11 protein-coding genes, 3 pseudogenes and 1 riboswitch are annotated in these 12,237 nt (G+C 70.6%); of the genes and pseudogenes, 7 read left to right on the forward strand and 7 right to left on the reverse strand.

Features of this window, described 5'->3' with window-relative positions:
- Positions 1-266: 266 nt before the first annotated feature.
- From H343_RS0111305 to thiO, 3 genes are all read right to left on the reverse strand, one after another.
- Positions 267-1,124 carry a thiazole synthase gene (locus H343_RS0111305; RefSeq protein ID WP_028431229.1) on the reverse strand — a complete coding sequence of 286 codons (858 nt, stop codon included), beginning with the start codon at positions 1,122-1,124 and terminating at the stop codon, positions 267-269.
- Positions 1,125-1,129: 5 nt separating this feature from the next.
- On the reverse strand, positions 1,130-1,378 hold the full coding sequence (thiS, locus tag H343_RS0111310) for a sulfur carrier protein ThiS (RefSeq protein ID WP_051265013.1): 249 nt from the start codon (positions 1,376-1,378) through the stop codon (positions 1,130-1,132).
- On the reverse strand, positions 1,375-2,634 hold the full coding sequence (gene thiO / locus H343_RS30160; RefSeq protein ID WP_078505434.1) for a glycine oxidase ThiO: 1,260 nt from the start codon (positions 2,632-2,634) through the stop codon (positions 1,375-1,377). Before thiO ends, thiS begins: the two co-directional genes overlap by 4 nt.
- Positions 2,628-2,738: riboswitch (TPP riboswitch) on the reverse strand. It overlaps the preceding gene by 7 nt.
- A gap of 250 nt (positions 2,739-2,988) precedes the next feature.
- Here thiO and H343_RS0111320 point away from each other — a divergent pair.
- From H343_RS0111320 to H343_RS34180, 5 genes are all read left to right on the forward strand, one after another.
- Positions 2,989-4,176: an FAD-dependent oxidoreductase gene (locus H343_RS0111320; protein ID WP_051265015.1), complete on the forward strand. Its 1,188-nt coding sequence runs from the start codon at positions 2,989-2,991 to the stop codon at positions 4,174-4,176.
- Between the two features lie 87 nt (positions 4,177-4,263).
- Entirely contained in the window at positions 4,264-4,629 is a 366-nt protein-coding gene (locus H343_RS0111325) for an Rv2175c family DNA-binding protein (RefSeq protein ID WP_028431232.1), read from the forward strand.
- A 323-nt stretch (positions 4,630-4,952) separates the two neighbouring features.
- Positions 4,953-5,657, forward strand: a complete 705-nt coding sequence (gene thiE, locus H343_RS30165; protein WP_051265017.1) for a thiamine phosphate synthase — start codon at positions 4,953-4,955, stop codon at positions 5,655-5,657.
- Positions 5,658-5,666: 9 nt separating this feature from the next.
- Positions 5,667-6,584, forward strand: a complete 918-nt coding sequence (gene metF, locus H343_RS0111335) for a methylenetetrahydrofolate reductase [NAD(P)H] (protein ID WP_028431233.1) — start codon at positions 5,667-5,669, stop codon at positions 6,582-6,584.
- Positions 6,585-6,625: 41 nt separating this feature from the next.
- Complete coding sequence (locus H343_RS34180) at positions 6,626-7,939, forward strand: hypothetical protein (RefSeq protein ID WP_078505436.1); 1,314 nt, start codon at positions 6,626-6,628, stop codon at positions 7,937-7,939.
- Here the strand turns inward: H343_RS34180 and H343_RS35550 are convergent.
- Together H343_RS35550 and H343_RS0111345 are read right to left on the reverse strand one after the other, a co-directional pair.
- A pseudogene (locus H343_RS35550) lies at positions 7,936-8,091 on the reverse strand (IS5/IS1182 family transposase); the annotation flags it as partial. The gene H343_RS34180 and the pseudogene H343_RS35550 overlap by 4 nt on opposite strands.
- 69 nt (positions 8,092-8,160) lie before the next feature.
- Positions 8,161-8,988, reverse strand: a complete 828-nt coding sequence (locus tag H343_RS0111345; protein WP_028431234.1) for an MmyB family transcriptional regulator — start codon at positions 8,986-8,988, stop codon at positions 8,161-8,163.
- Between the two features lie 167 nt (positions 8,989-9,155).
- Here H343_RS0111345 and H343_RS0111350 point away from each other — a divergent pair, with 167 nt between their 5' ends.
- Positions 9,156-9,911: an SDR family NAD(P)-dependent oxidoreductase gene (locus tag H343_RS0111350; protein WP_037903442.1), complete on the forward strand. Its 756-nt coding sequence runs from the start codon at positions 9,156-9,158 to the stop codon at positions 9,909-9,911.
- 45 nt (positions 9,912-9,956) lie between these two features.
- Here H343_RS0111350 and H343_RS34190 read toward each other — a convergent pair.
- Together H343_RS34190 and H343_RS0111355 are read right to left on the reverse strand one after the other, a co-directional pair.
- A pseudogene (locus tag H343_RS34190) lies at positions 9,957-10,514 on the reverse strand (TetR/AcrR family transcriptional regulator); the annotation flags it as partial.
- Between the two features lie 10 nt (positions 10,515-10,524).
- Positions 10,525-11,640, reverse strand: a complete 1,116-nt coding sequence (locus H343_RS0111355; RefSeq protein WP_028431236.1) for an FAD-dependent monooxygenase — start codon at positions 11,638-11,640, stop codon at positions 10,525-10,527.
- 58 nt (positions 11,641-11,698) lie between these two features.
- On the opposite strand from H343_RS0111355, the pseudogene H343_RS34195 reads away from it, so the two are divergent.
- Positions 11,699-12,179, forward strand: a pseudogene (locus H343_RS34195) (transposase); the annotation flags it as partial.
- Between the last annotated feature and the right edge of the window lie 58 nt (positions 12,180-12,237).

Below are 12,237 nucleotides of genomic sequence, written 5' to 3' on the forward strand. Positions count from 1 at the left end.
GAGCGGATGCCGGTACGAAAATCCGTGGTGTGTGTCAGGACGAGCAATGCAGCCGAACGGTGACAGGACTCGTCCGTATTGCCCCTTTTATGTTTTGTGCGCCGTTCTGTGGTGGTGGGCGGGACCGCGGGCCTGGAGTCGCGGCGCACCGCCGGCCGCCCCACCGTCCGGCACCCCCGTCGTCGGGCACCCGCACCGCGGGCATCCGCGCTGCCGGGGGCCCGTGACCCCCGGGCACCCGCTCGCCGGGGCGCCGCGCCGGCGAGTCACCCGCCGAACGCCGGGCGCTCGGGATCGAAGGCGGCCACGCCCTGCGTGGGCGAGGACGCCTCGGCGAAGTGGCGGCGCGGGATGCGGCCAGCCCTGCCCGCCAGCCGGCCCGCCGTCACGGCGTGCCGCATCGCCTCCGCCATCGAGGCCGGCTCCCGGGCCCTGGTGACGGCCGACGCCAGCATCACCGCGGCGCACCCCAGCTCCATCGCGAAGGCGGCGTCCGAGGCCGTGCCGGCCCCCGCGTCGAGGATGACGGGAACCTCCGCGCGCTCGGTGATGAGCTGGAAGTTGTGCGGGTTGCGGATGCCGAGCCCGGAGCCGATCGGGGAGCCCAGCGGCATGATCGCGGCGCAGCCGGCGTCCTGGAGCTTACGGGCGAGCACCGGATCGTCGTTGGTGTACGGCAGCACGGTGAACCCGTCGTCGACCAACGTCTCGGCCGCGTCGAGCAGTTCGACCGGGTCGGGCAGCAGGGTGCGCTCGTCCGCGATGACTTCGAGCTTGACCCAGTCGGTGCCGAGCGCCTCGCGGGCCAGCCGGGCGGTCAGCACCGCGTCGCCCGCCGTGTAGCAGCCCGCCGTGTTCGGCAGCACGCTGATGCCGTGCTTGTGCAGCACGGAGAGCACCGAACCCTGCACGCCCGGGTCCAGCCGGCGCATGGCGACCGTGGTCAGTTCGGTGCCGGACGCCAGCAGCGCGCGTTCCATGATCTCGAGGCTGGGCGCTCCGCCCGTACCCATGATCAGGCGGGAGGTGAAGGTGCGGTCGCCTATGACGAGGGGGTCCGCCTCCGCCGTCGCGGCGCCGGAGGCGGACGGAGCGGGGGTGGGGAAGGCGGCGGTGTCGGTCATGGGGGTCAGCCTCCCTGTACGGCGGTCAGGACTTCGACGCGGTCGCCTTCGGCCAGCCGCTGACCGGTCCACTCGCTCCGGGGGACGACGGTCTCGTTCACCGCCGCTGCGACCCCGGAGGGCGCAGTGGTGAGCGTGGCCACCAGCCGGTCGAGCGTGCAGCCGGAGGGGATGTCGCGGGACGCGCCGTTCACCGAGACGGTGACGGTGGCGGTGGCGGAGCCGGAAGATGAGGGGGAGGAGGGGAGAATCATGCTGACTGCTCCTGTCGCTCGCTGCCGGTGGGGGCCGCCTGCGGCGGAAGCCCCTGGGTGAACCGTGAGGGGGTGAAGGGGCGGGCCTGTTCGGGGAGTTCACCGGTCGTGAGCACTTCGCCCATCACGTCGCCGGTGACCGGTGTGAGCAGCACGCCGTTGCGGTGGTGACCGGTGGCCAGGTGCAGTCCCGGCAGTGCGGTGGGCCCCAGCAGCGGCGCGTTGTCGGGCGAGGCCGGGCGCAGCCCCGCACACGTCTCGGTCAGCGGCAGTTCGGTCAGGCCCGGTACCAGTTCGTGCGCGTCACGCAGCAGTTCGTAGACGCCGCCCGCCGTGACGGTGGTCTCCCATCCCGTCTCCTCGCTGGTCGCGCCGATCACCAGCTCCCCGGACGTACGCGGCACGAGGTAGATGTGGCCGCCGCGCACGACGGCACGCACAGTGCGCGAGAGGAAGGGGCCGTACGCGGACCTCGGCATGCGCAGTCGCAGCACCTGTCCCTTGACGGGGCGTACGGGCGGGACGAGTTCGGGCGGCAGTCCCTCCAGCCGCGACGCGTACGAACCCGTCGCGAGAACCGTCTGACCGGCCGGCACGGCGCGGCCGTCGTCCAGCGTCACACCGTTCGCGCGGTCGCCGACCGTGTCGATCCGCGCGGCCGGTGCGCGCAGGAACCCCACACCCGCGTGCTCGCACGCCAGCAGCAGCGCGGACGCCAGGCGCCGCGGGTCGGCCTGGTGGTCGCCGTCGACGCGCAGTCCGCCCCGTACGGACGGAGCGAGCATCGTCTCCAGGCGGCGGCACTCGCGGCCCGGGAGCCACTGCGAGTCCAGCCCGCAGCGCTGGTGCAGCGCGTGCAGTTCACGCAGGTCGGCGCGGTCGTCCGCGTCCAGTGCCACGGCGAGTGTGCCGCAGGCGCGGTATCCGATGTCCTGTCCGCTCGCCTCCTCCAGCTCCGCCGCGAAGTCCGGATAGCGGGCGGCGGAGGCGAGGTTGAGGTCGAGCAGGGCCTCCTCGCCGTAGTGCAGCTCGGTGACGGCCGCGAGCATGCCCGCGGCCACCCGTGCGGCACCGCCGCCGGGTTCGGGATCGACGACGGTGGTGACCAGTCCGCGCTGTGCGGCACGCCACGCGGTGACGAGTCCGATGATGCCGCCGCCGACGACGAGCACGTCGGGACGCGGGCCGTGTGTGCCCGTTGCGGAACGCCCGCCCGCGGAGGAGGCGGTGGTTCGGGGGGTGCTGCCGGGACGCATGAAGTGCCTCTCCCTTCGCCGGAATGACCCGGATCAGGTTCGTACGGTCGGAGGCCGCAGCCTCCCTCTCAGCCCGGTGCGCCGGACTCCCGCGTATGCCGTGTGTCGTATGCCGCTGTGCCGCTGTGCCGTTCTCGTGTACGTACTGCCCTGCGCCTGCTGTCTGGCGCCTGCTGCCGTGCGGCGCCTCCGTGCGTTCTGCCGTGGACGCTCATGCCAGCCTACTGCTCCTCCTCCCGCGGGTGTCCGGGCGCCGCCCGGCGCACGGTGGCGTTCCGGCGGGCGGCACCGGAATAGGGTGCGGGTGTGAATGACAGTCGGAGCAGGCAGCGGGTCGTCATCGCCGGCGCGGGAATGGCGGGTGTGCAGACGGCCGTACAGCTGCGCGAGCAGGGCTGGTCCGGAACGATCAGGCTGATCGGCGGGGAGTCGCACCGTCCGTACGACAGGCCGCCGTTGTCCAAGGCGGTGCTGCTGGGGAAGGCCGAGGACTCCTTCCTGGACATCGACTTCGGCGCGCTCGACGTCGAACTGGAGCTGGGCGTGGCCGCGACCGGGCTGCGCGCCGACGAGAGGCTGCTGGAGACGGACGCCGGCGCGGTGGCCTACGACGAACTCGTCATCGCCACGGGCGCGGACCCCGTGGCGCTGCCGGGCAGCGGGGGAGTCCCCGGTGTGCATCTGCTGCGCACCCTGGACGACGCCGTGCGGCTTCGCCCCGTGCTGGCCGCGCGGGCCTCCGTGGTGGTGGTCGGCGCGGGCTGGATCGGCGCGGAGTTCACCACGGCGGCACGCGAGGCGGGCTGTCCCGTCACCGTCGTGGAGGGTGCCTCCCAGCCGCTGCCGGGAGCGCTGCCCGCGGAGGTCGCCGTGCACATGCGCGCGTGGTACGAGCAGAGCGGGGCCGAGCTGCGTACGGGCGTCCCGGTGCGCTCCGTCGACCGGGGCGGCGTGGTGCTCGCCGACGGCAGGCGCCTGGCCGCCGACGCCGTCGTCGTGGGCGTCGGCTCGCGCCCGGCGACGGGCTGGCTGGCGGACTCCGGGGTCGAGCTGGACGAGCGGGGCGCTGTCCGCGCGGACGAGCGGCTGCGCACCTCCGCCCGGCACGTCCACGCGGTCGGCGACTGCGCGTCCTTCCCCTCCGCCCGGTACGGCGAGCGGCTGCTCGTGCACCACTGGGACAACGCGCTCCAGGGGCCGCGCACCGTGGCGGCCGACATCGTCGCCGAGGGCTTCGCGGACGGTGACGCGGAGGTCGCCGCCTATGATCCGGTGCCCTACTTCTGGTCCGAGCAGTTCGGCCGCTTCGTCCAGTACGCCGGGCACTGCAGCGGCGGGGACGAAATGGTCCGGCGCGGCGATCCCGGCGAGGCAGCCTGGTCCGTCTGCTGGCTGCGCGACGGCACCCTCACCGCGCTGCTGGCGGTGGGCCGCCCGCGCGATCTCGCGCAGGGCAGGAAGATCATGGAGCGTGGTCTGCCGGTGGAGCGGGAGCGGCTGGCCGACCCGGCCGTGACGCTGAAGAAGGCCGTCCCCGGCTGAGCCCGGCCGGCGGACCGGGCCGGTGAACACCCGCTCGGGGCGCCCGTACGGTAGTGACTGTCACAGAGGGATGGCACGCTGGGTGGCGTGACCGAGATTGATGCAAAGACCGATGCTCTCGTCCCCTCCTGGCTCACCCTCCCCGACGTCGCCGAGAAGCTCGACGTGCCGGTGACCCGCGCCCGGCAACTCGTCAAGGAGGGCCAGCTGATCGCGGTGCGCCGGGGTGAGGGGCGGACACTGCAGGTCCCCGCGGACTTCGTCGGCGCGGGCCGCATCGTGAAGGGTCTGACCGGCACCATCACGCTGCTGAAGGACGACGGCTTCAGCGACGAGGAGATGCTGGAGTGGCTCTTCACCGAGGACGAGAGTCTGCCCGGCACCCCGGCCCAGGCCCTGCGTGAGAACCGCGGGACGGAGGTCAAGCGCCGAGCCCAGGCACTCGCCGTGTGATCTTCCGCACTGTGCACCGCGCACCCGTGCACCGCGCACCGCGCAGCCGAGGGTGCGCACGCGGGTGCTCCCGGTGCGTTCGACGGACCTTCGCGGGCACGCGGCGGTGCGCCGCGGCCCACTGCCGCGCCGCGCCGTCGCACCGCACCGCACCGCGCCGACCGGTGTGCGGACCGCACCGCCGTGCCGCGGTGGCCTGCCCTTACGCCCCTGTCCGCGGGCCCCGTTCCGTACGCTCCTCCCTACGTGCCCGTCCTGAGGCCGATGTCCGGCCCCTGCGCGTGCCCGTACGCGCCCGATCCGCACTCTGTCCGGGAGACGCCATGAGCGCTGCAACCGTCCGCCGGCAGCTCGCCGACGCTCGCCTGTACCTGTGCACCGATGCCCGCAGGGAACAGGGCGACCTGCCGCAGTTCCTGGACGCGGTGCTGCGCGGCGGGGTCGACATCGTCCAGCTCCGCGAGAAGACCCTGGAGGCCGCCGAGGAGCTGGAGCACCTCAAGGTCTTCGCGGACGCCTGCCGCCGGCACGGCAAGCTGCTCGCCGTCAACGACCGCGCGGACGTCGCGCACGCCGCCGGTGCCGGAGTGCTGCATCTGGGCCAGGGGGACCTGCCCGTTCCGGCCGCCCGGGCGATCCTCGGCGAGGAGACCGTCCTCGGCCGCTCCACGCACGCCGAGGCCGAGGTCGACGCCGCGGTGGCCGAGCCCGGCGTGGACTACTTCTGCACCGGACCGTGCTGGCCCACCCCCACCAAGCCGGGACGGCACGCCCCCGGCCTTCCGCTGGTGCGGTACACGGCGTCCCTCGCACCTGCCCGCCCCTGGTTCGCCATCGGCGGGATCGACGGCTCCAACCTGGATGAGGTGCTCGACGCGGGCGCCCGGCGCGTGGTCGTCGTACGCGTGCTGACCGGCGCGGACGATCCGGAGGCGGCAGCCGCCTCGCTCGCCGGGAGGCTGCGTGAGCGGGCCGAGGAGGAAGCGGAGTCCGTCCGGCCCGGGTTGCCCTCTAGCCAAGGCCGATAGCCTGCAGTCATGGCCATCGGTATCTCAGCTACCAGGACAGACCGGATGACGACCGTGCGTGACCTGCTCGCCTCCGGGCAGAAGTCGTACTCCTTCGAGTTCTTCGCCCCCAAGACCGAGAAGGGCGAGCGCTCGCTGTGGAACGCACTGCGGCGGATCGAAGCGGTCTCGCCGACCTTCGTCTCCGTGACCTACGGCGCGGGCGGCTCCTCCCGTGAAGGCACAGTGCGCAACACCGAACGGATCGCCACGGAGACGACCCTCACCCCCGTCGCTCACCTCACCGCCGTCAACCACTCGCGGTCCGAGCTGCGCAACGTCATCGGACAGTACGCCGACGCGGGCATCCGCAACGTGCTCGCCGTACGCGGTGACCCTCCCGGCGACCCGATGGGGGACTGGCTCAAGCATCCGGAAGGACTCACCTACGCCTCCGAACTCGTCGAACTGGTCAAGGAGTCCGGCGACTTCTGCGTAGGCGTCGCCGCCTTCCCCGAGATGCACCCGCGCTCCAGCGACTGGGACACCGACGTGGCCCACTTCGTCAACAAGTGCCGTGCCGGGGCGGATTACGCGATCACGCAGATGTTCTTCCGGGCGGAGGACTACCTGCGGCTGCGGGACAGCGCGGCCGCGGCGGGTTGCGAGACCCCGATCATCCCCGAGATCATGCCGGTCACCAACGTGGGCCAGATCGAGCGCTTCGCGCAGCTGAGCAACGCGACGATTCCGCCCGAGATGGCGGAGAGGCTCCGGGCGGTCGAGGACGACCCCGCGGCGGTACGCTCGGTCGGAATCGAGTACGCCACGGAGTTGTGTGCGAGGCTGTTGGCCGAGGACGTCCCGGGACTTCACTTCATTACGCTCAACAACTCCACGGCAACACTGGAAATCCACCAGAATCTTGGACTCCGCGAGCGGACCTGAGCCGGAGCAGCCGGCCGAGGCAGTGAGAAGAGGGGGCTTATATGGGCTGGACAGTCCTCTACATCGCGTTCGGGATCGTTGCGCTGTGGCTTCTGGGCGAAGTGCTGCTGCAGTACAAGGCCCGACTGCGCTGGAGGCTGCTGGCCTTCACCGGCTTCCTGTGCGTCGTGGCGGGGGCGCTGATCCCCTCGGTCTTCGTGATCGGGCTGGGCATCGCCGCCTTCGCCACGGGCCAGACCTTCGTGACCCTGTCCTACCGCCGCGGCTTCGCGGCGGGCTGGGCACTCAACGGTGTGCCCGGAGTTCGAAAGGGCCGCCGTGAGGAGGAGCCCGAGCCGGAGCTGGAGAGCGCTCCGCCGCCGGTCGGGATCGAGGCACCGGAACCGGTACCGGCGCTGTCCGGGCAGGGCGCCGGGTACGGTTCGGAAACCTTCGAGATGAGCGCCGTCGGCGCGAACGGCTACCGCTCGGAAGCCTTCGAGTCCAACGGCTACGAGACGCGCGGCTTCGCCGCCGCCGACTCCTTCAGCCCAGCCGGGTACGACAGTTACGACACCCAGTCCTTCGACTCCTACGGCTACCGGCCGGGCGGCTACGACTCCGGCCAGTTCGCCGCGAACGGCTACGACAGCCCGCTGACCGGTCAGCAGTCCTCCGTCCCCGTCTACCAGCCCGGCCCGCTGCCGGACGAGACGGGTGAGATCAACTTCGGCGGCTACGGCGGTCTCGGCCAAGCCGGCGCCGACCAGCGGGGCATATATCCCGACCAGGCCGATCAGCAGCAGTACGCCGCGTACGCCGACCCGTACTTCGGCTATGACGGGAACGCGGGCTACAGCGGCGCATCCTCCTTCGAGGGCGGCTCCTTCGAAGGCGGATACGACACCTACGGCGGCGGCTACGGCGCCGGCGAGCAGCCGGGCTACGGTGCCCAAGCCCCGTACGGAACCGGTGCCGCCGGCGGCTTCGGGGCCGACGGTTACGGCAGTGACGGCTACGGCGTCGGTGGCTACGGCGGCGACGCGTACGGATCCAACGGCTACGGGGCCGACGGTTACGGCAGTGACGGCTACGGCGTCGGCGGCTACGGCGGCGACGCGTACGGATCCAACGGCTACGGATCCAACGGTTACGGCGGCGACGGCAGCGACGGCTACGGAACCATGTACGGCTCGGGCGCCCCCTATGGCGAGGAGCAGTCCTACTTCCCCCAGGCACCGACCGGCGGCGGCGGGGTCTGGGTGCCGCAGCAGCGCGACCCCAACGACCAGACGCAGTCCGGACAGCAGCCCTACCCGTACCAGAACGGAGACCCGAACGGTTACGGGGCACAGGGGAACGGCTACTACTACTAGGTCTGGTCCGACAAAGGATCTTGGGTGGGTTCGCGGAGCCAGAGAATGAGTGAGGCGAGGTGGACTCCGGCCCGGTAGCGGTCGGCGAGTTTGCCGAAACGGGTTGCGATTGCACGGAATTACTTGAGACGGCCGAAGTGCCGCCGCACGAATCGCCGGAGCCGCACCAACCGAAGTTCCATGAAGGCTACCGATGCCACCACCGACGAAGCGCCGCCGATTCACACACCGGAGCGACCGGCGGTCAAGGACGTGAGCAGGATGAGTCGGTCCCTGCTCTCCGGGTGGCTGTCGGTGGGGTGGTAGACAACGAGCAGCTGGTCGCTGGTGTCGTCCACGGCGAGCTTGGAGAGGTTCAACTCCATCGGGCCGACGTGCGGGTGATCGATGAGGACGGGGCCGCCCCGGGCCGGACGCACTTCATGCCGGGCCCAGACCTCCTGGAACGCTTCGCTGGCCAGTGACAGCTCACTGACCAGTTGCACGACCCGTGGGTCATCGAGATCGGTCCCTACGTGTTTGCGGAACATCGCGACCATCTCGTGGTGGTCGAGGTGCATGCGCTGGTCCGTGTCGAGAAACAGGGCCCGGAGCAGATTCTCCCCCGGCCGGAGCGCGGGGGAGAGGGCGCGGGCGAGCGGGTTGCTCGCGAGCACCTCCAGGTATCGCCCGGTGACGAACGCAGGCAGGTTGATCGAGTGGACGAGCTCCGTGACCCGGGGTGCGACCGTCTCACGGCACAAGGGGTCCCGTGGCTTGGCGGAGCTCAGCTCGAGGACGTATTCGGTGGACGACTCGTCGAGCTGCAGTGCCCGTGCGATGGCTTCGAGCACCTGCACAGACGGATTTCGGTTGCGCCCTTGCTCCAGGCGCAGGTAGTAGTCCGAGCTGATGCCCGCGAGTGTGGCCAGTTCTTCGCGGCGCAGCCCCGGCACCCGACGGCGCCGGTCCTCGGGCAGACCCACCGCTCTCGGGGACACCAGTTTCCGCCGAGCGCGCAGGTACTCGCCGAGCCTGTTCTCGCGGGTTTCGCCGGTCTCGTCCGCCATCGTCGTCAATGGTAGTTCCCCCCGGGATGCGTTGGCTGGTCCTGCCACTCCTAGGGTCGAGGAGGTCTTCTTCGCCGGCTGGAGGTCCCGCACAGTTGCGAGAGAGCGCGGTGCCGACCGGCACGTGGCTCGTCCGACGCAAGTCACGACAGACAGGGGAGGGCCTCGTGCCCACGAATCGCATCGCTCTCGTCACCGGAGCCAACCAGGGCATGGGCAACCATGTCGCGAAGGAACTGGTCGCGGATGGCCTCACCGTGTTCGTCGGGTCGCGCGATCTCGCCCGTGGGCGGACGGCGGCCGCGGAGATCGGCGCGGGTGCCATCCCGCTCCAGCTCGACGTGACCGACGCGGAGTCGATCGCCTCGGCCACCGAACGGGTCCGTGAAGAGTTCGGCCGCCTCGACCTCCTCGTCAACAACGCCGGCATCTCCACCACTCGCTCGGACGTCCATGATCTGGCCGAGCTCCGCGAGGCGTCGAAGGCCAGCACCGCTTCCCTCGATGAGGTACGGGCCGTGTGGGAGGTGAACGTCTTCGGTGCCCTGGCGATGTACCGGGCCATGCTGCCACTGCTGCGTAGGTCATCGGGTGCGCGCATCGTCAATGTCACGAGTGCACTCGGCTCGCTGACGACCATGGCCGATCCCGCCTTCACCTACCGTTCCGCCTTCGAACCGGTCTACGCCGCGTCAAAGGCGGCCCTCAACGCCGTGACGCTGTCGATGATGATCGAGCTGGAGGGCAGCAGCGTCAAGGTCAACCTCGTCTCACCAGGATTTGCGATCACCGCTCTGGTCAACTTCGAGGGAACGGAATCGATCGAGGCTGCCTCTCGCGAGGTGGTGCGCGTCGCCCGCCTCGGCCCGGACGCGCCTTCCGGCACCTTCACATCCTGGGAGGGCGTGGACCTCCCCTGGTGATCCCGTGGCGGTGGCGCGCACTCCGGCGAGCACGACTGCGACCACCTGGCAGGCGTCGGCGCGGGTGAACCTGCGGGCGCCGCGGGTGACGAACAGCTGGACGGGTCCGGCAAGCATCGCACCGAGCAGGGAGAAGTCGATCGCGGGCAGCTCGCCACGCTCAACCGCAGTCTGCAGGCGATCTCGTAGAAGCGCCAGGCGCCGATCGAACACGTTGTCGACGACGGCCCGCAGTTCGGGATTTTCACGGGCCGAGGTCACCACATTCAGCAGTGCCCGGCCTTGCGGGCTCGCGGTGGCCAGGGCGAGCCCTTCGAGGAAGTCGGCGAGGTCGGCGTCAAGGTCGTCCGAGTCATGCAAGGGTGCGACATCGGCGCCAAAAGTGGCGAGCGCGTCAGCTACCAGTGCGTTGCGGTCGGGCCAGTTCCGGTAAACGGTGGTCTTGTTCACCCCGGCAAGCTCGGCGGCCTGGTCGTAGCGCAGCCCGCCGATACCGTCGCGGGCAATCAGCTCGGTAGCGGCCTCGAGGATCCGGCGCCGCACCCGGGCGGTGCGTCCGCCCGGGCGGCGGGTTGGTTCTCGCTGGGGTTCGCGCTCGGCCACGGCCAGAAGCCTACTGCGGCTGTGCCGCGCGTAGCCGGGCGTTGCGCGCTTCGATGGCTTCCCAGGTGTCGGGGACCACGAGGTCTGCCCCGCCGCGTGCGAACTCCTGGGCTGCCGTCGCGTGAGGGCGCTGGCGTTGCTCGTAGGCGCCGAAGGCCGCCTCGAGGTTCTCGCCGTGGCGAGCGAGCTCCTCCGTGAGCGTCCATGCTCCGAGCAGTGCCAGTGAGGTGCCGCGCCCGGCCATCGGTGTCGCGCAGTGCGCAGCGTCCCCGATCAGCACGACCCGTCCTCGGTGCCAGGTCGGCATGTGGATCAGGACGATCCCGTCGAAGTAGAGCTCGGGATCGTGCTGAGCTGTCTCGATCAGCTCGGGGACCTTCCAGTCCTCGAGCCCTGCGAAGGTCTCGGCCAGGATCCGCTTCTGTGCGGCCAGGTCGTGGTAGTCGTAGTCGATCGGGTCGGACCGGAATTCGAACACTGCCAGAGCCTTGTCGTTGTAGCGGGCCACGCCCGCGAAGCGCCCCGGCAGGTTGAGGATCTCCGTTACCCGGGTGTCGCCCGGCGTCACCTGGCCGGGCGCGTCCGCGAGCGCGACGTATACCCCGAGGGGCTCGCTGAACTCCGTCTCCGGGCCAAAGACCAGCCGGCGCACCGTCGAGTGCACCCCGTCGGCACCGACCACGATGTCGTAGGTGGCCTCGCGGCCGGAGGTGAAGGTGACCGCGACCTGATCCCCGTCGTCGACCAGCATCGCGATGGACTCCTCAAAGCGCAGGTCGACCTGCTCGGGCAGGGCCCGCCGCAGGATGATCATGAGGTCTTCGCGCGGCAGTTCGATGTCGGCAGAGGTCTCGTTGATCTCCTGCATCATCAGGGATGCGACCACCGCGCCGGACCGGTCGACGAACTTTGTCTCCTCGGTCATGGTGATCCGCCGTTCGTGCACCGCCTCCAGGATGCCCATCTGCTTGGCCGTCTCGAGCGCATCGCCACGCACATCGATGGGCGAGCCGTTGACGCGCAGGTGGTCCGCACGTTCGACGATCTCGACCTCGTGCCCGGCGCGCGTCAGATTGATGCCCGCACACAGTCCTGCCGCTCCTGCACCACTGATCAGAATCTTCATTCTCTCTCCCCCCCTTGAGTCCGGTACCAACCTCCCATGACTATAGCAACAACCCGTTGCTTTAGTGCTGGTGCGCCCGTCGACGGGAATTCCAGGAGGCAGTGGCCACTGCACTGAACTCGGCAAGGATCGGCGGGTCGCCACCAGCGAGACCAGGGCGGCCTGGAACGAGTTCTTCGCCGATCTGGTCGCCCGTGGCCTGGCCGGGGTCCGCCTGGTCGTCTCCGACGCGCACGCCGACCTCGTGGAGGCCATCGCGGCCAACCTGCCCGGCGCGGTCTGGCAACGCTGCCGGACCCACAACCCGACCGAGCGCCTCAACCGCGAGATCCGCCGCCGCACTGACTCGGTGGGCATCTTCCCGAACAGGAACTCGATCGTGCACCTGGTCGGCGCGGTGCTGGCCGAGCAGACGGACGAACGGGCCGAAGGACGCCGCTACCTCGGCCTCGAAGTCCTCGCCCGCTGCTGCCAGAACCAACCCCGCCACGACCACAGGTACGGAGGTGAGCACCGACACCGTCCTGGAACTCAGCGCCCGACCCCACAAGGATCACCGACCGCTACCCTGCACACACCCTGCACCCGCCGCGGGGC

The organism is Streptomyces sp. TAA204 (assembly GCF_000424965.1).

Bases quoted from the DNA above. Each gene is read 5' to 3' on its own strand.
- H343_RS0111305 (WP_028431229.1), bottom strand. From the start codon at position 1,124: ATGACCGACACCGCCGCCTTCCCCACCCCCGCTCCGTCCGCCTCCGGC.
- thiS (WP_051265013.1), bottom strand. From the start codon at position 1,378: ATGATTCTCCCCTCCTCCCCCTCATCTTCCGGCTCCGCCACCGCCACC.
- thiO (WP_078505434.1), bottom strand. From the start codon at position 2,634: ATGCGTCCCGGCAGCACCCCCCGAACCACCGCCTCCTCCGCGGGCGGG.
- H343_RS0111320 (WP_051265015.1), top strand. From the start codon at position 2,989: ATGGCGGGTGTGCAGACGGCCGTACAGCTGCGCGAGCAGGGCTGGTCC.
- thiE (WP_051265017.1), top strand. From the start codon at position 4,953: ATGAGCGCTGCAACCGTCCGCCGGCAGCTCGCCGACGCTCGCCTGTAC.
- metF (WP_028431233.1), top strand. From the start codon at position 5,667: ATGGCCATCGGTATCTCAGCTACCAGGACAGACCGGATGACGACCGTG.
- H343_RS34180 (WP_078505436.1), top strand. From the start codon at position 6,626: ATGGGCTGGACAGTCCTCTACATCGCGTTCGGGATCGTTGCGCTGTGG.
- H343_RS0111345 (WP_028431234.1), bottom strand. From the start codon at position 8,988: ATGGCGGACGAGACCGGCGAAACCCGCGAGAACAGGCTCGGCGAGTAC.
- H343_RS0111355 (WP_028431236.1), bottom strand. From the start codon at position 11,640: ATGAAGATTCTGATCAGTGGTGCAGGAGCGGCAGGACTGTGTGCGGGC.